Raw genomic sequence first — 18,646 nt, forward strand, 5'->3', positions numbered from 1 at the left:
CTCGCCTACGCCCGACATGGCACCACCTTGAACGGATCGTTGTGGCCGAGCGCGCCGTCCGGCACCTCGAACCAGCGGGCGGACAGCCCGTATTTGTCGTCGAAATAGCGGTCGAGCCGGGCCTTCATCGCCTTGTCGGGCTCGGGTCGGAGCGTCAGGGCGCGGCCGAAGGTCCGCTTCACCACGGCTCCGTTTCGCACCACCACCTCGCCGTCCTTCAGCACAAACGCGGCCGTGCCGAACATCGCCGCCTTGTCGGCGCCCGGCCGATAGACCGCGATATCCGCCACGGCGCCGGCGCCGAGATGGCCGCGATCGGCGGTCCCGAGCAGCCGCGCCGGCGCGGCACGAGTCATGGTGGCGATTTCGTTCAGCGTGTATTCGCGCTCGATCTCGGCGAGCGAGGTCATTTCCCGAACCGCCTTCGGCAGGGCCTCCAGCCATGCCTGGCGAACGGAGCGATCCATCAGCAGCGCGAAGATGTCCGGATAGGTGGTGAAAGGCGCGCCATTCGGATGATCGGTGGTGAAGAACACCCGCGCAGGATCCTCGATCAAGAGGAACAACTCCATCCCGATCGCCCATTGCAGCGCGTTGTGGAAGCTCTTTCGCCGGTAATCGAAGGGCACCACGCCGCCGCCATTCGCCTCGTGGTCGAAGATCACCGACTTTCTCGGGCTGGCCTGCGCCCGGCCGGCAAACTGCCGCAGTTCGTCGGAGGAGATCGTCACCGTCTGGCCGAACATCACCTGGCCGATATCGACGGTGACTTCCGGCGTCGTGTTGACGAGCGCGGCGAGATCGCGGCCGCGCGACGAAAAGCGCCGCTTGCCCTCGGTGCCGTAGCCGTAGAACTGGATATGGGCGAGGTGCAGCGGGTCGCCCTCGGCGGCGCGCATGGTTGCCGCGATCGCATCGGACGATGCGCCCGGCACGCCTAGATTGTTGCAATGAACATGCAGCGGATGGGCGATGCCGAGGCTGGTGACCGCCCGTTGCAGCGTCTTGACGATCTGCCGCGAGGAAACGCCATAGTCCGGCACGACGTCGTCGAATTCGAACTTGCGGACGTTCTCCTTGAAAGCCGCCGAACCGCCGGCATTGATGCATTTGACACCGAGCGCGCGGCTGGAGGCGACCGTCCAGGCGACGTAGTCGGCGATCGCATTCTCGCTCTCGCCGTCACGGATCATCGATAAGAGCAAATCGTCATTGCCGAGCACGACCAGCGTCGCCTTGTCGATGATCGGCGTGTCGGCGAGTTCGAGATGGGCATGCAGCGCCGACGATGGCGCCATGGCCGGTTCCACCACCGTGGTGAAACCCATTTGCGCGTAGCGCAGACCGGTCTCTTCCGTGGTCCAGCCCACCCGCGACAGCGCGGTCTCGCCCGGCCGGGACGAAAACGCCCGATGCCATTCCGGCAGGAGAAGCCGTGCGGTGTTCACGTGGCCGCCGGCGATATGGGAGTGGATGTCGATCGCGCCGGCCATGACCACGAGACCTGTACAGTCGATGGTCTCATCGGCGCTGCGCCCATCCGAGGGCGGATCGACGATGACGCCGTCTTCGACATAGAGGTCGATGACCCCATCGCGTTCGGTCGCCGGATCGACGACATGACCGCCCGATAACCGTTTCAGCATGTCAGAGATGTTCCTCCCGGCTGCGATCGATCACGCCGCATCCGCCACCCGCCCGCCGAGACGCTCGGCGAGTGCAGTGAGGATGGCGGCCGCTGTCGGCAGCTCGCTGCTTTCTTGCGCGGTCTGGCCGACAAAGCTGCCGAACCGCGAATCGTAGAGAATGCTGTCATGGTCCCGCCCGGCAGAGGCGACCGCAAAGCCGATCTGGGCCGCTTTCGCCGCGGCCGGATCGGCGGCGAGCACGATAGCCGGAAGGGCGACAGCGGGTGCTGCGGCGGCTGCTCCATCGGCCAACGCATCGACGATCACCGCGCAATCGGCCTCGCCCGCGCCGGAAAGCTGACGGTCGCTGGCATAAAGCGCGGCATCATGCTCGGCCTCACGACGCCCAAAGGACAGGCGCAAGGGAAAGCCCGCCGTCCAGGTCGACAGCAGAGCCGCCCCCATCGCGTTATCACTGCCCAGCAGAGGTAATGTGCTGCAGCGGGTCTCGGCATTGAGGTCGGCGGCCAGGCCAAAGACCTGCTCGGATCCGAGGGCCCCGACCTCGGCCGGAGAAAAGACGATGCAGCCAAAGCCCGCCGCCGCGACGAATTCTGCAATCGTCGCGATTGTCGTTCCGCCGAGGGGCCCTTCACCGATCGGCCGGCCGGCCAGCCTCGCACGGACCATGCCGACAACATCGACGAGGTCGTCGCTCGCACAGTCGATCCGCGTGACGCCATCGTGGCCCTCGACCGGCCCTGCGACCGTGCCCAGCACCATGATCTGCCGGCCGGATCCACGCGTGCGCACACCGAGATCTGGCTCGCTCGTGCTCAGGCTCGTCAAGAGATCCGCCCCGATCGTCGCCGGCTCGTCGCCCAGCACCAGAACCCGGTCGGCCCGGCGCCGCATCTCGGCCGGCGCCGCGAGGAAAGCGCCGCCATCGCGCAAGGCGGAAAGAAACGGTTCAATGGTCGCCGAATCGGCATGATCGACGATCGCACCGAGGTCTTTGGCCAACGCAAACGCCGCGCGCAGCCCTGCCACATCGGTCCGCAAGCCGCCGACGAAGGGCTGCACCGCATCGGCCAGAAGCTTTGCCGCCGCATCGAGTGCCTCGTCGCTGGTCGCCGGCTGCCCGTCGATCCACGCTCTGTCCACGAACTCTCGCTTTCTGTGCCCAGCACTCAAGGTACAGCCTGGATCGGCAAGGTCAATCGTCCGCCAGCCGGCTCACGACTTGTCGTATTTGATATAGGCAAAGCGCGGGTCGTCCGGCGTGCCCTGCAGCGGGCCGTCTTCTTTGCCAGGCTGCCACATCACCACCTGTTCGATCATCCTCGCCAAGGCAAAATCCGAATCGGTGATGCCCTTGGCCGCGTGATTGACCAGCCGGACCTCTACCCAGGCATAGGATGCGGTGATGTCCGGATGGTGAAAGGCCGCCTCGGCAAGATGGCCGACGGCGTTGATCACCATCAGCGTGCCTTTCCACCCTTGAGTCTTGTAGGTTCGCCGGATCCAGCCGTCCTCAAGCCGCCAGGTCGGCAGTTCAGCCTTCAGCCGATCCTCGACCTCAGCCTCGGAATAGGTCTTCGCACCCATTGAATTTCTCCCTTGCCCCGATGTCTCGCCCACCAATAATAAGGGAACGGGCACGCGGAAGGCAGGATATTTTTTTGATCGAAGACGTCGTCATCGTCTCGGCGCCCGCCAGGCTGCATCTGGGGTTTCTCGACCCCGGCGGTTCGCTCGGCCGGCGCTTCGGCGGCATCGGTCTCGCGCTCGACGCCCCGAGCACCACCATCGCCGTCCAGCGCGCCAGCCGCGATTCGGTTGCCGGCCCGCATGCCGAACGCGCCGCACGCCATCTCGACACCATGCGCCGCGCGCTCGGTCTGCGCGGCGCTTATGCGCTCACCATCGACACCGCCATGCCGGCCCATGCCGGCCTCGGCTCCGGTACCCAGCTTGCCCTTGCAATCGCCTGCGCGCTGCGGCGGCTGGAAGGTTGCGACCTCGCCCCGGACCAGGATGCAGCGCTGCTGGGCCGCGGCAACCGCTCCGGTCTCGGCACCGCCTTCATCACCGGCGGCGGCGTCGCCGTCGATGGCGGGCGTGGCGACCGCGACTTGCCGCCGCCGCTGATCGCCCGCCTGCCCTTCCCCGACGACTGGCGCGTGATCCTCGTCATGGACCCGCGCCAAACCGGCGTGCACGGGCAGGACGAACTCGATGCCTTCGCAGCGCTGCCGCCCTTTGCCGAAAGCGACGCCGCGCGAATCTGCCAGCTGGTACTGCTGCGCGCGCTGCCGGGGCTCGGCGAGCACGACCTCGACGCCTTCGGCGCGGCCATCGCCGAGATCCAGGAAAAGGTTGGCGCCCATTTCGCCACGGCGCAAGGCGGTGTGTTCAGCAGCGACACGGTCGCCGCCGCCTGCACCTGGCTCGCCGCCAATGGTGCGCGCGGTATCGGACAAAGCTCCTGGGGGCCGACCGGATTTGCCTTCGCCCCATCAAACGACGCCGCTGAGGCTCTGGTGGCACAGCTGAGCAGCCAGGGCCTGGCCGAAGCGCTCGAAATTCGCGTCGCGCGCGGCCGCAATCGCGGCGTCGAGATCAGCAGCACCGCCGCCCTGGGCCGCCGGGTCGGCACGAGCCTTGGCCGCTGACGGCTGCCCGCCCGGCCTCTGCTTCATTCACCGGCCCAGTTGGCCGAAAAATCTGCACCACAACCAATCGAGGGAGGAAACCCGATGGCCGCCAAGAACATTCTTCACATGCTGACGCCGCACAAACATGTCAGCCCTTTCGACGTGAATATGGCCCTCGACGCCGGCTATGATTCCGTTACCCCGTACGAAAACGTATCGCTCGACGAGGTCACCGATATCGTCCAGGACATCATCTTTTCGCGGCCACCGGATCGCGGCGTCAACTCGGCGGTGTTCTTCGGCGGCGACGACGCTGTCCTTGCCCTCGACATGATCGACGCGGCCAAAAGCGCGCTGGTGCCGCCCTTTGGCTGCAACATCATGGCCGATCCCGCCGGCTCCTTCACCACCGCCGCGGCCATGGTCGCCTGCGTCGAGAAAAACTTGAAGGACAAGGCGGGCAAGAGCCTTGCCGACGTTTCGATCGCGGTTTTCGGGGCGACTGGCGTGGTCGGCTACTGCTCGGCGGTGATCGCCGCGCTGGAAGGCGCGACGGTCAAAATCGTCGGCTATAGCGGCCTCGACCGGGTGAAAAAACGCGCCGATGAAATGCAGGAGCGTTTCGGTGTCGAGATCCAGCCGGTCGACGGATCGAGCGACGAGAAAAACGCGGCCGCGATCGCCGATGTCGAGGTCATCTTCTCGGCCGCCCGGGCCGGGGTCCAGGTGCTCTCGCTCGGCCAACTTCAGACGGCCAAGAAGCTGCTTGTCGCGGCCGACGTCAATGCCGTGCCGCCCCTCGGCCTCGAAGGCATCGACGTGATGGCGAATGGCGCGCCGATCGACGGCACCGACGCTTTCGGCATCGGCGCGCTGGCGGTGGGGCCCGTCAAATCGAACACCGAGCATGGGTTGCTCAAGCGGATGATCGAAGCGGACGAGGTGCAAAGCCTCGATTTTCGCGACGCCTTTCAACTCGCCCGCACGCTCGTGTCATGACCACAGTGAACGAACCGGGAGCGGCCGACGGGACGACCGGCCGGCCGACCATCCTGGCCGCCGCCTTTTCGGCACGGCAGATCGCGGCGAGCGCCAAGCTGGCCGGGATCGACACACTCGCGGTCGATTTCTTCGGCGATCTCGACCTTGAGGACCACGCCAAGGCGAGCACTGTCCTGCGCGGCCACTATCCCGACGGGTTTTCCGGCGAGGCCTTGATCGAGTCGCTGGAACGGCTGGCCGAGGGCGAAACGCCGCTCGGCTTCGTCTACGGCGCCGGCTTCGAGGATCGGCCGGAGTTGCTCGCCGCGATCGGCACGCGCTGGCCGATCCTCGGCACCGATCCGGAGACCGCGCGGCGGTTGAAGGATCCGGAGATCGTCGCCGAGATCTGCCGCGCGGCAGGCGCCGCGCATCCCGCCATCCAGCGCGCGGCGCCGAACGATCCGGGCAACTGGCTGTCAAAGCAGGTCGGCGGCTGTGGCGGCAGCCATGTCAGGCTCGGCGACACGCCGCCGTCGGATGATCGCTATTATCAACGCTTCGTCCGGGGCGAGCGAATCTCGATGGCCTTCGTTGCCGCCGGCACGCGCTCTGCCGTTATCGGCTATTCACGGCAATGGGCCGACGCCAGCCCCGACGAGCCGTTCCGCTATGGCGGCGCCGTTGGCCCGATCCCGGTCGATCCACAAAACGATGCGACGATGCGCGAAGCGGTGACGGCCGTGCTCCATCGGCTGCCGCTGAAAGGGCTTTGCAGTGCCGACTTCGTCATTGGCGACGACGGCATCGTCCTTTTGGAGCTGAATGCCCGCTGCGGCGCGACGCTCGACGTCTTCGAGGATCCGGCCAGGCCACTCGTTGCGCTGCATCTCGCCGCCCTTCGCGGCAGCCTGCCGGAGACGCTTGCGCGGCCGTCAGGTCCGATCCGCGCCACGGGTTTGGCCTGGGCACGCCAGCCTCTGGATCTACCGGCGGGTTTTGCCTGGCCAACCTGGACGCGCGACCGGACCGCGCCGCCAGGCGCATTCGCCGCTGGCCAACCGATCTGCACCATCGTCGCCGAAGCCTCGAGCGCCGAAGCAGCAGAGCGGCTTTTTCATGATAGAACGCAACAGATCAACGACATGCTTGGGAGCATTGCGGCATGATTCAAACGAGGGTCCTATCGGTCAATGCCGGCGTTCAGTCTCTGGTCGCCGACCTCAAGCAGCGCGCCCGGGAGCTGAAGGTCGCGATCTCGACCGGTGCTGCCGGCGAAACCGTGATCGACGCCGGCGCCGCGGTGCCTGGCAGTCTCGAAGCCGGACGGATCATCACCGAGATCTGTCTCGGCGGCTACGGTTCGGTCGTGATCGGCTCGTCGGAGCGCCTGCCGCGCTGGCCGTTTGCGCTGACCGTGCGCAGCTCGAACCCGGTGATCGCCTGTATGGGCAGCCAATATGCCGGCTGGCAGCTCACCAACGAGCCGGGCGAGCCGGACTATTTCTCGATGGGCTCGGGCCCGGCCCGGGCGCTCGCCGGTAAGGAGGCCCTGTTCAAGGACATCACCTACGCCGATCAGAGCGATACGGCGACGCTGGTGCTCGAAGCCGGCAGTCCGCCACCCGAAGCGCTGGTCCGCCGCATCGCCGACGACTGCGACATCGCACCGGAGAAGCTGACGATCATCTTCACCCCGACCCAGTCGCTCGCCGGCAGCGTGCAGATCGTCGGCCGGGTGGTCGAGGTCGCGCTGCATAAGGCCCATGAGCTGCATTTCGATATGAGCCAGATCGTCGAGGGAATGGGCACCGCCCCCCTGGCCCCGCCGCATCCGGATTTCTTGACCGCCATGGGCCGGACCAACGACGCGGTGATCTATGGCGGCCGTGTGACGCTGCATGTCACCGGCCCGGCCGATGCCGCCAGAGCGCTGGCGGAGCGGCTGCCGAGCAGCACGTCCGAGGACTACGGCAAGCCGTTCAAAGAGATCTTCAGCCGCTACGACGGCGATTTCTACAAGATCGATGGCATGCTGTTCTCGCCCGCCGCGGTGCAGGTCGTCGCGCTGGAGAGCGGCGAGACCTTTTCGGCCGGGGCTGTCAACCCGGATCTGATCGATGCGTCCTTCGGCTGAGCGTCGCGTGGAGCAGCCGGGCGACGGCGAGCCTGCGCGCATCCTCCTGGTGACCGCAAGCCTTGATCGCCATGCCCGCGACCTCTGCGCCGCGTTCGAGGCGCGCGGGGCCAGCGTGACGATGACGAAACTCGCCGACGCCGGCTTCGACACCGGCGCCCGTCATGGCCTGCATTTTCCGGGACTCGGCGAAACCCTGCCGGACGCCGTCTGCGTGCGAACCATGGATGGCGGCAGCTTCGAGGCGGTGACACGTCGCCTGTCGATCCTGCATGCTCTCGCACGCCTCAACATTTTCGTCTCGAACGATGCCCGGGCGATCGAAAACTGCGTCGACAAGGCAATGACGAGCTTTCTGGTGGCGAAGTCGGGCCTGCCGACGCCGCGCAGCTGGACGGTGGAGTCCCGCGCCGAAGCGGAGCGGATCATTGCCGCGGAAAACCGCGCCCTTGTCCTCAAGCCCTTGTTCGGTGCCCAGGGCAAAGGGCTGAAGCTCATCGGATCCGCGAGCGATCTGCCGCCCGCCGAGGAGATCGCTGGCGGGGTCTATTATCTCCAACGCTTCATCGGTCATTCCCGCGATGGCCGCTGGTCGGATTACCGGCTTTTGGTCTCGCGCGGCCGCGTCGCCGCCGCCATGCGCCGTGAGGCCGCGTGCTGGATCACCAACATCAAGCAGGGCGCCGCCGCCCGTCCGATCTTCCCACGCCGCGACCTCGAAGAGCTGGCCATCGCCGCGACTGAGGCCGTCGCCGGCGATTTTTGCGGCGTCGACCTGCTGGTCGACGCCGATGGCCGGGCGCAGGTGCTCGAAGTCAATTCGATGCCGGCCTGGACCGGTCTTGAGAAGGCGAGCGGGCTCGACATCGCCGCGCTCCGCGCCGCCGATCTCCTGGCCAGCCTCACGGACCGTCGCCGCACGCAGCCGGCGCCCTCGCCAGCGCTCGCATGAGCCTTTCGGCGGCCAGGATCGAGGCGGCCTTCCGCGCCGCCTGTCAGGCGGAGATCGACACGCTGAAGCCGGGCAACGTCCATCGCTTCGCCGCCGGCCACGGCATGAGCGCCGTCACCTTTGCCATCGCCGCCAAGGCCGCCGCTCCGGCGATTGCCCGCACAGGCGCCTCGGTCGGCGCCCGCATCATCGCCGCCACCGAGGCGAGCGTTGCGGCCGTCGGCATGAACGCCAATCTCGGCATCGTCCTTTTGGCCGCGCCGCTCGCCGCAGCGGCCGAGCGCGTCGGCGCCGGCGCGACACCTGCCGACCCCGTCGCCGCGTTGCGGTCAGAGACGATCGCGGTTCTCAGCAGCCTCGATGCCGAGGACACGCGCCTTGCCTATCGCGCGATCGCACTGGCCAATCCCGGCGGTCTTGGCAGGCGAAGCGACAACGACGTGCGGGATGCGCCGAGGATCGGCCTGGTCGCGGCGATGACGCTCGCCAGCGATCGCGACCTCGTCGCGCGGCAATATGCGAATGGCTTTGGGGAAATTTTTAATGTCGGCATGGCCGCAATCCATGCGCAGGCCGATCCCGGCAACGAGATCCTCGGCGATCGGGCCGCGCTGGCAAGCTTCCTTGCCTTTGCCACACGCTTTCCCGACAGCCATATCGACCGCAAGTTCGGGGCATCGGTTTCCGATGAAATCTGCAGTCTTTTCAAACATTTCGATCGAAATCTGACAGAACTGGTCGAGCCCGACGCGCGGCTCGCATTGGCTCTGGCCTTCGATTCGGAGTTGAAAGCCAAAGGGGTCAATCCCGGCACCTCGGCCGATCTCACCGTCGGTACGCTGTTCGTCAAGGAGCTTGCGGAAGCGCTCGCGGGGTGATTGACTAAGCAGCGCAGGGGCACATGTGGCCTCAAGCTATCTGGCAAACCGGTCCCGTGCGGACGCCGCGAACAAGGATAGTCGTCTGGCCGGGATTGTCCCGGCGACCGGAAGGAGGACGACTCGACGCAGCGCCGAGGCCTGCGGCTGAGTCACGGGAAACTCTTCTTCAGGTCGGAACTTCTTCGCGCGGACCGGGGCTGCCGGGCCGCTGCATGTAACGCCAGTTTGGAGGAACTGCTCATGGCGACAATCAACAAGGTGATGGTCGGCGAATCGCTCGTCGGAGACGGCAACGAGGTCGCCCATATCGACCTCATCATCGGACCACGCGGCTCGGCCGCGGAGTCGGCGTTTTGTAACTCGCTGACCAACAACAAGGACGGCTTCACGACGCTGCTCGCAGTCGTCGCGCCGAACCTGCCCTGCAAGCCCAACACCGTGATGTTCAACAAGGTCACGATCAAGGGCGCCAAGCAAGCCGTGCAGATGTTCGGCCCGGCCCAGACCGCCGTGGCCCGCGCCGTTGCCGACAGCGTCGAGAAGGGCATCATTCCGGCCGCGGAAGCCGACGACCTGTTCATCTGCGTCGGCGTCTTCATTCACTGGGAAGCCGAGGACGACGCCAAGATCCGCGATTACAACTATCAGGCTACGATGGAGTCGATCGAGCGCGCCATCAAGGGCACGCCGACGGCCGCCGAAGTGGTCTCCAAGAAAGGTTCCGCCGCGCACCCCTTCGCCGGCGCCTAGACAAGAAACCATCCCGGGGAAGACGACAAGCCGGCGATGCCCGCTGGCCTTCTCCGGCGATTGGCCGCCAAGTTTGGCTTCCAGTAGGCAGCCGCTGTTCTCGGGATCATCACCGTTGGAAGGGGCCGAAAGGCCCCTTCTTCACGTCCGCCGATCGCATCGTTTCTAAAAAATCGCAGCAGCGGCGCGGACCGTTTCAATGCTCAGGACGCGCCGCTCCCGCCAGCGGTGAGCCCGTCACGGCAATCAGGAATTTTCGCCGTTCGGAGCGATGTCGGTTGCGCTGACGCTCGCGCCGTAGCAAGCATCAGGCAGCTTGGGTCAAGCAATCATCACGCTGCCTAGAGCGCCCTGCGTCCTATCGGACGCAGACAGGTCGCTCTAACCCTTTGAATCGACGCATCGTGCTTTGCCGAAAATCGATGCCGATTTTCGGGCCGATGCTGTAACGATGTGCCGGTAAGATGTCCCGTTCCTTTCATTCGATTGCCTTCGTCGCCAGCGAAACGGACGCCGCCCAAGAGGCCGCGCATCGGCTCGCGGCGCTTTACGGCAACGTTGCGACGGACTGCGCCGATGTCATCGTGGCGCTCGGCGGTGACGGCTTTATGCTGCAGACGCTGCACCGCTTCATCGACACCGCGCAGCCGATCTACGGCATGAACAAAGGCACGGTCGGGTTCTTGATGAACCCCTATCGCGAGGCCGGGCTGCGCGAACGACTTGCCGCAGCGGTCGAGAACGTCATCCATCCGCTGGAAATGATTGCCCTCGATACCGACGGAATCGAGCACCGCTCGCTGGCGATCAACGAGGCGTCGATCTTCCGCCAGTCCTTTCAGGCGGCACGGCTGCAAATCTCGATCGACGACAAGGTGCGGCTGGAGGAACTCGTCTGCGACGGCGTCCTGGTCGCGACCCCTACCGGCTCGACCGCCTACAATCTTTCCGCCCAGGGGCCGATCCTGCCGATCGACGCACCGCTTTTGGCGCTCACCCCGGTCAGCCCGTTCCGGCCCCGGCGCTGGCGCGGCGCGCTCCTGCGCAACCATCAGCAGGTGACGATCACCGCACTCGAATATGAGAAGCGTCCGGTCAACGCCGTCGCCGACGCGACCGAGGTGAAATCGGTCGTCAAGGTTCAGATCCGCGAATCTGGCAGTGACGTCTGCTACATTCTGTTCGACCAGGACCATTCATGGGACGAACGCATCCTGATCGAGCAATTCCGCTATTGAAGACAAACAAGACGCGCCGGGATCGGTGCGTGCCGACCTTTCGATGATCCGGTCAGGCCGCGACGGCTCGGGTCGTTTCGCGCACGGCGTCCCGCTCAGCCTCGCTGACAAGCTGGCGCAGAATCGCCATCGCTTCCGACATCCCGCGGTCGTCGAACTGGCGCGCCGACACGCGAGCCAACAGCAGGGCCGGGACGGCGGCCGGGCGCGGCGCCGAGGCGTCGCGGGCGACCGCGCGCCAGAGCGTCAGCGCTTCGCCGAAGAGATAGGCGATTCCTTCCGACAAGCCGCAATCGAGGACAAGGGCCCGCAGCGCCGACGAGCGGCCGGCCGCAACGATGCTCTCCACCCGCCGCTGCGAGCGCCCGGACAAGCTGACGAGCAGCGTCGTGAAGAGTTCGACGTCGCCGCCAACCAGCACTCTGAGGAGCAGCGACGGCGTCATCGTCCCGCTGCCGCGCAGATGCTCGGCGAAGGCAGGCACTTCGTGCCGCGTCAGTGTGGCGCCGATGGTGGCAGTCCCGCGCTCGCCCGCCTCATAGGCGATCACGCCGGCGCGCTTGGCGCCGAGCAAGCCGATCAGCAACGGCGCTTCGGCGAGACGGTCGCGCGCGGCCAGCATCAGCGTCTGGCGGACCGCCGACGGAAGCTCGGTCCGGGCCAGCAGGGCTTCGCACAGATCGCCATCGGCGGAAAAGCGCTCGGCGAGACGATAAAAGCTTGGGGAGGAGAGTGCCGCGCCCGGATTGCGGCATAGGGCCAGCGCCGCCTCTACCTCGCCGCTCTCGGCGATCGCCGCGGCGACCGGCAGCGGCACGATGGCCCGTTCGGCAATCGCCCGGCGGGCAGCCGGCGAACCGACGGCGACGAGATCAACCAGCCTCTCGGCTGAAAGATCCCCGCAACCGGTGACGATGGCGGTCGCGACCGAATCGATGTCTGCGGCCAAAGCGTAGAGCAGCGCCGGCGGCAGATTGTTCGCGCGCGACAGGGCTTTGGCCATCGCCAGCCGCACGGCGGAGGCCGGATCGTCGAGAAGCAGCGTCAGGGAGGCGACGACCGCGTCGTAATCGGCCCCCGTGGCATTGCCCGAAGCCAGCGTTCCGGCGAGCATCGTCGCCGCCTCGGCCCGATCCTTGGTCGACGCTTGTTTCGCCCATTTGGCAAATCGCTGCACGATCATCGAACCCGTCCCTTTCCCGCCAAGACTGATAAGGTCATCTTTGCGGGAAATGGTTTAGGTTTCGTTCACCATACGCGTTGACGAAATGAAAACTTTTGCCACCCTCGGTCGACGCTCAAAGATCCGAGGCGTCCGGCGCCTTCGGGCGCTGCATCTGAAACACCTGGTCGCCCACGGTGTAATCGAGATAGCCGAGGCGGGCGAGCGGCGCGGCGAGCGTCATGTCGATCAGGCCGTCTTTGAGGATGGTCTCATCAATGTGGATCGCCACCACCTCACCGATCACGACGGTGTTGTTCGATCGCGTCGCGCCGAGTCCCTTCGGCCGGAAGTGATCGGTCACCTTGCATTCGAGCGCCGCCGGGCTTTCGGCAACGCGCGGCGCGGCAACGATCCGGCAGGGCGCCTCGGTCAAGCCGGAGAAGCTGAATTCGCTCACGCCACGCGGCGCCGGGGCGGAGCTGCGATTGAGAGGATCGGCGAGCGCCCGCGTCGCGAGATTGGCAACGAACTCGCCGCTTTCGATGGCGAAGCTCGCCGTGTCCTTCATACCGGCCGAGGAGAACATGACCAGTTTCGGCTGATCGCTGATGGCGTTGAAAAAGCTGTAGGGCGCGAGATTGACCGCCCCGGCCGCGCTGCGGGTGGAGATCCAGCCGATCGGCCGTGGCGCGACGATCGCCTTGAACGGATCGTGCGGCAGGCCATGGTCGTTGGTGTCGGTCGTGTAAGAGAGCATCAGGCCGCTCCCGTCGCCGTCGCCTCGCTGACGATTTCGGCGAGATCGGGGCGTGGGCGCTCGGACGGCGGAACGCTCGGCGTGCCGATATGGATGAAGCCGACGACCTTCTCCTCCGGCGTGATGCCAAGAATTGCCTTGGCCTCGTCGTCATAGGCGACCCACTCCGTCACCCAATTGGCCGCATAGCCATGGGCATGAACGGCATTGACGAGGTTCATCGCCACCGCGCCGCCGGACAATTCCTGTTCCCAGATCGGAATCTTCACATGCGCCTTGGCGGTCGAGATCACGCCGACGACGAGCGGAGCTCGGGTGAAGCGCTCCGCCTCGATCGTCTGACGCGTCTCGGTCATCCGCTCGCCCTCGCGCTCGGCGACGAGCCCGGCCAGGGCCTCGCCAACTTTGACCGCAGCATCGCCGCGATACAGAACGAAGCGCCATGGCGCGAGCTTGCCGTGGTCGGGCACCCGCGCGGCAATCGTCAGGATATGATCGAGCGCCTCGCCCGACGGCGCCGGTTCGGCGAGCATCGGGATCGGGATCGAACGACGGGTGGACAAGAGTTCAATAGCGTCGGTCAAGGCTTCGTCTCCGCAAATGTCACGGCAGAGCTAGGTGCTCGTGCAAGGCTTAGCAATCGTGTCGGCCGATGAACACCGTGTCGTCCACCGCGACGCGTAGGCTTCGCCTTGAATTTGTCGATGATTTGCGCTCAACACAAAAGCCATGGGGGAAGCGTTCACGATGGCGCCGCGGCGACGGCCTCGCAATCCGGCCAAGAGATTTGGCGGGAGCGTTGAGGCGTGTCGTGATGCAAGCCATCGCGCTTTCTGCGACGCACTTTGCGCGGATTCTGCGGCGAGCGCGCCACGCCCCTTCCACCGGCGCAACATACTGAGCACGACGAGGCTCGTCGCCTTGTTCTTGGCCTTTCTTCTCGCCGCCCCGGCCGCCATGGCGCAAGAACGCGGTGGTGGAGGCGGCAGCGGATTTCTCGGCGGCCTCGGTGACCTCCTCGGCGGCAAGCCGGACGGCCCTGCCCCTTACGTTTCGCCAAGTGCCAATGACCTGATCCCGAATGCCGGCGACGTCGGTGTGCCGCAGGCGCGCGCACCGAAGACGTTCGAGCCGATCACTCTGCCAAAGGCCGCACCAGGCAATCTGAAGGCACCGAAGATCGATCTGCCGGGTCTGCCCGCCTATGCGCCTCAAAGCGCTCCATCCCAGAATCTGTTGCGCCACAGCGCCAGCCTGTCGTTGCGCGCGGTGCTTGTCAAAGGCGGTGCAACGGTACCGAACGGCCTGATCTGGCGGCTGTTTTCCGCCGTTCCCTCGCTCGAGGGCCGCTCGCCGCTGATCGCCTCGTCGCAAAGCGCGACGCCAAGCTTCGATGTGCCGCCCGGCTCGTACATTCTGCATGTCGCCTTTGGCCGTGCCGGCACCGTCAAGCGCATCGACTTTTCCGGGTTGAAAACCCAGGAGATCATCGATCTCGACGCGGGCGGGCTGAAGCTCAACGCCGTGGTCGGCGAACACGGCAAACCAATCCCCTCGCGACTGCGCTTCGACGTTTATGCCGAGGCGACGGATGATGCCGAGCGCAAGATCGTGGCCAACGACGTCCCGCCCGGCAAGGTGCTGCGGCTGAACGCAGGTTCCTATCAGGTCGTCTCCCATTACGGAGCGGTCAATGCGGTCGTCAGGGCCGATATCCGCGTCCAGGCGGGCAAGCTAACGGAAGCGACGATGACCCAGCGGGCGGCGTTGCTGACGATGAAACTCGTGCGGGAACACGGCGGCGAAGCGATCGCCGATACCGCCTGGACGATCACCAATAACGAGGGCGATCTGGTCGGTGAAAGCGTCGGCGCTTTTCCCTCGATGGTGCTGGCCGCGGGCGACTACGTCATCGTCGCGCGCAACAACGACAAGATCTATCAGCGCGACTTCACGGTCCAAGCCGGAAAAAACACCGATGTCGAGGTTCTCACCTCCGATATCGCGCCGAGCGAGGACGATGCGACACCGGAAGATGCGCCGCCGGATGATGCGCCAGTTGACGATGCAGCCGCCAATGCCTTGAAGGCAACCGGCGATTAACGCGCCGTGCGTTTGCTAGAACGCACGGCGCTCAAATTGACGGCGACCAACGCGATTCCATGCGGGTTATGGACCACGCCGGCGGCGCTGCCCGGACCATGCGGACCAGACAGCGCTCGCAAACGCGTTGCTCAGGCTGCGGCCTTGCCGGCTAGCAAGGCCTTGCGTTTCAGATCCGGCGGCACGGCCTCGTCGGCCAGCGCGGCGATCGCCGCGTCGAGCGGCAGCGCGGTCTGATCGCGCGAGCCCAGACGGCGGATGTTGACCGTCCGCTCCTCCGCCTCGCGCTTGCCGCAGACGAGCATCACCGGCACCTTGGCGAGCGAATGCTCGCGGACCTTGTAGTTGATCTTCTCGTTGCGCAGATCGACGCTGGCCCGCAGGCCCGCCTCACGCAGCGCCGCAACGACTTCCATGGCGTAGTCGTCCGCCTCCGAGGTGATGGTCGCGACGACCACCTGCTCGGGGGCGAACCATAGCGGCATGTGGCCGGCGAAGTTCTCGATCAGAATGCCGAGGAAGCGCTCCATCGAACCGCAGATCGCCCGGTGGATCATCACCGGCTGACGCTTTTCCGAATTCTGGTCGATATAGAAGGCGCCGAAGCGTTCGGGCAGATTGAAATCCACCTGAGTGGTGCCACACTGCCATTCGCGGCCGATCGCATCCTTCAGAGTATATTCGAACTTCGGCCCGTAGAACGCGCCCTCGCCCGGCAAAATGCCGGTCTTTATGCGCCCACTCGACTTTGCGGCGATCTCCTCCAGAACCTCGCCCATGATGGATTCGGCGCGGTCCCAGCTTGCGTCAGATCCGACCCGCTTGTCCGGCCGGGTCGAGAGCTTCACCACGATCTCCTCGAAGCCGAAGTCCTCATAGACCGACAGGATCAGATCGTTGATGCGCAGGCACTCGGCCGCCATCTGCTCTTCGGTGCAGAAGACGTGAGCATCATCCTGGGTGAAGCCGCGCACGCGCATCAGACCGTGCATTGCGCCGGAGGGTTCGTAGCGATGGACGGCGCCGAATTCGGCCAGCCGGATCGGCAATTCGCGATAGGACTTTAGCCCGTGCTTGAAGATCTGGACGTGGCCCGGGCAGTTCATCGGCTTCAGCGCGAAGACGCGTTCGTCCTCGGACTCCTCGTCGGCGCAGGTAACCGCGAACATGTTTTCGCGATACCAGCCCCAGTGGCCGGAGGTTTTCCAGAGCGAGTTGTCGAGCACCTGCGGGGCGTTGACTTCCTCATAGACGCCGTCGAGCCGGCGGCGCATATAGGCGACGAGGGTCTGGAACATGCGCCAGCCCTTGCCGTGCCAGAAGACGACGCCCGGCCCCTCTTCCTGGAAATGGAACAGATCCATCTCCCGGCCGAGTCGGCGGTGATCGCGCTTCTCGGCCTCTTCCAGCATGTGAAGATAGGCGGCGAGCTGTTCTTTTGTCGCCCAGGCAGTGCCGTAGATGCGGGTCAGCATCGGGTTGTTGGAATCGCCGCGCCAATAGGCGCCGGCCACCTTCATCAGCTTGAAGGCGTCGCCGATCTGGCCGGTCGAGGCCATGTGCGGACCACGACACAAATCGAACCAATCGCCCTGCGAATAGATCTTGACGTCCTGATCCTCGGGGATCGCGTCGACCAGCTCGACCTTATAGGCCTCGCCCTTGTCGGCAAAAACCTGCTTGGCCTTGTCGCGCGGCCACACGTCTTTGACGAAGGGCGCGTTGCGGCGGATGATCTCGGCCATCTTCTTTTCGATGACGGGAAGATCGTCCGGGGTAAAAGGCTCGTTGCGGGCGAAATCGTAATAGAAGCCGTTTTCGATCACCGGGCCGATGGTGACTTGAGTGCCCGGCCATAACTCCTGCACCGCTTCCGCCATGACATGGGCCGCGTCGTGGCGGATCAGTTCGAGCGCACGGGGATCGTCGCGGGTCAGAATTTCAAGCGCGCCGGAGCGGCCGACCGGGTCGGACAGATCACGGACCTCGCCGTCGAGCGCATAGGCGATCGCCTTCTTGGCCAGCGACTTGGAAATGCCGGTGGCGATCTCCGCGCCGCTGGTGGCGGCATCGAAGGCACGTTCGGATCCGTCGGGGAAGGAAAGGGAAATGGCCTCGGCCATCGTCATGTCTCCTGTTGTCCAGTCCCGCCTACGAGCGCGGGTGGTTGCCTTGTGCGAAGGCCCAGGCTTCTATCGTCATCATGCGGGGGAGTAAACCACCAGGCCAGAGGAGGCACTAGACGATGGCCCCCGACGGATGACCCCACAGCAACGTTGAGGAGAGGCAGGTCGATGCAATCGAACCAGCCAAGCCGCACGGCGGTGCGCGTGGCGCGCTATCGCGCCGATCATCAAATCCTCAAGGCCGGCGTGATCTTTCGCGATCCGTTCGCCGAGAAGATTCTCGGAAACGCGCGCCTGGCGCCGAAGGCGCTGGCGATGGCACTGACAGCGATCAGTCGAGATCTTCCGTCGGTGCATCAGGCACGTATTTCTTGATCGACTCGATCGCCCGATGGGCGCCCGACTTCGAGCTGTATCCCTCGGTCGCAAAAATGATTTCGGAATTGTATTTGAAGCGGACACGAAACTCACCCGCTTTGTCTTTATAGATCTCGAATTTGTGGGCCATCGCGAATTCCTCCCGTAGAGGAAGAAATGTCGCCCACAAACAACGACACGTCAAGTTCCGGCGCGCCGAAGTCACCTTCATAAGCACCGCGCGACGACCTGATCGCGCGGCGCGCACTCTGATTCATTCGACCCGTCGGGCTTGCCGAAAGCGAGCCGATTGTCGGGCCGATGCTCGAGCCCGACGTCAGTCGTTCTTGGCCGCCAACGCCGCCGTGGTGGTGATCTCGGCGCCGTAGATCGTCTTCAGATAATCGAGCGCGGCCGCCTGATCGACACCGGGGAACACGCAGACCGCATCGGCGGGAACCTTGATGCCGTAACCGCGTGTGAAAGCGCCGTAGGCCGAGTGGCGTACACAGCAATGGGTGTGCTGGCCGGTGAGCACGACCTCCGTAACGCCATAGGCATCGAGGGTTTCGCCGAGGCCGGTCTCATCGAAGGCGCCGTAGAAGCGCTTGGGCGAGACGATCTCGCGCTCCAGGCCGAGCGGCCGCAACGCATCGATCACGTCGGCGCCGGGCGTTCCGGCCATGGCATGCTTGCCCCACACGCCGATCTCACGATCGTCGGCGCGATGGGCGTCGTTGGAATAGACGACGATCCAGTCCGGCTGGCTGCGGGCGTGGTCGATCATCCGCTGAATCGCCGGCACGATGGCCATGGCATCCGCCTCATTGGCGAGTACGCCGGTAACGAAGTCATTCAGCATGTCGATGACGATGAGCGCTTTCACGGGATCTTCCTCCTTGCTCGATGCGATT

19 protein-coding genes are annotated in these 18,646 nt (G+C 65.3%); 10 read left to right on the top strand and 9 right to left on the bottom strand.

Annotated elements, in window-relative coordinates:
• Positions 1-5 precede the first annotated feature (5 nt).
• The 3 genes from J1C48_RS12370 to J1C48_RS12380 all read right to left on the bottom strand — a co-directional run bounded on the left by J1C48_RS12370 (position 6) and on the right by J1C48_RS12380 (position 3,236).
• A complete protein-coding gene (locus tag J1C48_RS12370) occupies positions 6-1,646 on the bottom strand; it encodes a formylmethanofuran dehydrogenase subunit A (protein ID WP_207258163.1) in 1,641 nt (546 codons plus the stop codon).
• Positions 1,647-1,676: 30 nt separating this feature from the next.
• Complete coding sequence (locus tag J1C48_RS12375; RefSeq protein WP_207258164.1) at positions 1,677-2,792, bottom strand: molybdopterin-binding domain-containing protein; 1,116 nt, start codon at positions 2,790-2,792, stop codon at positions 1,677-1,679.
• 72 nt (positions 2,793-2,864) lie between these two features.
• Positions 2,865-3,236, bottom strand: coding sequence for a 4a-hydroxytetrahydrobiopterin dehydratase (locus J1C48_RS12380; protein WP_207258165.1), 372 nt, complete (start codon positions 3,234-3,236; stop codon positions 2,865-2,867).
• A 74-nt stretch (positions 3,237-3,310) separates the two neighbouring features.
• On the opposite strand from J1C48_RS12380, the gene J1C48_RS12385 reads away from it, so the two are divergent.
• The 8 genes from J1C48_RS12385 to J1C48_RS12420 all read left to right on the top strand — a co-directional run bounded on the left by J1C48_RS12385 (position 3,311) and on the right by J1C48_RS12420 (position 11,224).
• Positions 3,311-4,303: a beta-ribofuranosylaminobenzene 5'-phosphate synthase family protein gene (locus J1C48_RS12385; protein ID WP_231081766.1), complete on the top strand. Its 993-nt coding sequence runs from the start codon at positions 3,311-3,313 to the stop codon at positions 4,301-4,303.
• Positions 4,304-4,387: 84 nt separating this feature from the next.
• On the top strand, positions 4,388-5,284 hold the full coding sequence (locus J1C48_RS12390; protein ID WP_207258167.1) for an NAD(P)-dependent methylenetetrahydromethanopterin dehydrogenase: 897 nt from the start codon (positions 4,388-4,390) through the stop codon (positions 5,282-5,284).
• Complete coding sequence (locus J1C48_RS12395; RefSeq protein ID WP_207258168.1) at positions 5,281-6,435, top strand: ATP-grasp domain-containing protein; 1,155 nt, start codon at positions 5,281-5,283, stop codon at positions 6,433-6,435. Before J1C48_RS12390 ends, J1C48_RS12395 begins: the two co-directional genes overlap by 4 nt.
• Positions 6,432-7,403 carry a methenyltetrahydromethanopterin cyclohydrolase gene (gene mch, locus J1C48_RS12400; protein ID WP_207258169.1) on the top strand — a complete coding sequence of 324 codons (972 nt, stop codon included), beginning with the start codon at positions 6,432-6,434 and terminating at the stop codon, positions 7,401-7,403. The genes J1C48_RS12395 and mch overlap by 4 nt, the downstream gene beginning before the upstream one ends.
• Positions 7,387-8,355 carry an ATP-grasp domain-containing protein gene (locus J1C48_RS12405; protein ID WP_207258170.1) on the top strand — a complete coding sequence of 323 codons (969 nt, stop codon included), beginning with the start codon at positions 7,387-7,389 and terminating at the stop codon, positions 8,353-8,355. The genes mch and J1C48_RS12405 overlap by 17 nt, the downstream gene beginning before the upstream one ends.
• Positions 8,352-9,233: a triphosphoribosyl-dephospho-CoA synthase gene (locus J1C48_RS12410; protein ID WP_207258171.1), complete on the top strand. Its 882-nt coding sequence runs from the start codon at positions 8,352-8,354 to the stop codon at positions 9,231-9,233. Before J1C48_RS12405 ends, J1C48_RS12410 begins: the two co-directional genes overlap by 4 nt.
• Before the next feature lie 243 nt (positions 9,234-9,476).
• On the top strand, positions 9,477-9,986 hold the full coding sequence (fae, locus tag J1C48_RS12415) for a formaldehyde-activating enzyme (RefSeq protein WP_207258172.1): 510 nt from the start codon (positions 9,477-9,479) through the stop codon (positions 9,984-9,986).
• Positions 9,987-10,450: 464 nt separating this feature from the next.
• Positions 10,451-11,224, top strand: coding sequence for an NAD kinase (locus tag J1C48_RS12420; RefSeq protein ID WP_207258173.1), 774 nt, complete (start codon positions 10,451-10,453; stop codon positions 11,222-11,224).
• A 52-nt stretch (positions 11,225-11,276) separates the two neighbouring features.
• Here the strand turns inward: J1C48_RS12420 and J1C48_RS12425 are convergent, their stop codons facing one another.
• From J1C48_RS12425 to J1C48_RS12435, 3 genes are all read right to left on the bottom strand, one after another.
• Positions 11,277-12,407 carry a DUF2336 domain-containing protein gene (locus J1C48_RS12425; RefSeq protein ID WP_207258174.1) on the bottom strand — a complete coding sequence of 377 codons (1,131 nt, stop codon included), beginning with the start codon at positions 12,405-12,407 and terminating at the stop codon, positions 11,277-11,279.
• Positions 12,408-12,522: 115 nt separating this feature from the next.
• Entirely contained in the window at positions 12,523-13,146 is a 624-nt protein-coding gene (locus tag J1C48_RS12430) for a flavin reductase family protein (RefSeq protein WP_207258175.1), read from the bottom strand.
• Positions 13,146-13,730: a nitroreductase family protein gene (locus J1C48_RS12435; RefSeq protein ID WP_207258176.1), complete on the bottom strand. Its 585-nt coding sequence runs from the start codon at positions 13,728-13,730 to the stop codon at positions 13,146-13,148. Before J1C48_RS12435 ends, J1C48_RS12430 begins: the two co-directional genes overlap by 1 nt.
• Positions 13,731-14,067: 337 nt before the next feature.
• On the opposite strand from J1C48_RS12435, the gene J1C48_RS12440 reads away from it, so the two are divergent.
• Positions 14,068-15,249: a hypothetical protein gene (locus tag J1C48_RS12440; protein WP_207258177.1), complete on the top strand. Its 1,182-nt coding sequence runs from the start codon at positions 14,068-14,070 to the stop codon at positions 15,247-15,249.
• Positions 15,250-15,380: 131 nt separating this feature from the next.
• On the opposite strand, the gene thrS is transcribed toward J1C48_RS12440, so the two are convergent.
• Positions 15,381-17,372 carry a threonine--tRNA ligase gene (gene thrS, locus J1C48_RS12445; protein ID WP_207258178.1) on the bottom strand — a complete coding sequence of 664 codons (1,992 nt, stop codon included), beginning with the start codon at positions 17,370-17,372 and terminating at the stop codon, positions 15,381-15,383.
• A 171-nt stretch (positions 17,373-17,543) separates the two neighbouring features.
• Between thrS and J1C48_RS12450 the strand changes: the two genes are divergently transcribed.
• Complete coding sequence (locus tag J1C48_RS12450; RefSeq protein WP_207258179.1) at positions 17,544-17,750, top strand: hypothetical protein; 207 nt, start codon at positions 17,544-17,546, stop codon at positions 17,748-17,750.
• On the opposite strand, the gene J1C48_RS12455 is transcribed toward J1C48_RS12450, so the two are convergent.
• Both J1C48_RS12455 and J1C48_RS12460 read right to left on the bottom strand, forming a co-directional pair.
• Complete coding sequence (locus J1C48_RS12455; RefSeq protein ID WP_207258180.1) at positions 17,707-17,883, bottom strand: YegP family protein; 177 nt, start codon at positions 17,881-17,883, stop codon at positions 17,707-17,709. The genes J1C48_RS12450 and J1C48_RS12455 overlap by 44 nt on opposite strands.
• 186 nt (positions 17,884-18,069) lie before the next feature.
• Positions 18,070-18,618 (bottom strand): isochorismatase family protein, encoded by a 549-nt coding sequence (locus tag J1C48_RS12460; RefSeq protein ID WP_207258181.1) that lies wholly within the window; start codon positions 18,616-18,618, stop codon positions 18,070-18,072.
• Positions 18,619-18,646 lie beyond the last annotated feature (28 nt).

Origin of the sequence: Jiella flava (assembly GCF_017349315.1) — a bacterium.
In the GTDB taxonomy this organism is placed as follows: domain Bacteria; phylum Pseudomonadota; class Alphaproteobacteria; order Rhizobiales; family Rhizobiaceae; genus Jiella; species Jiella flava.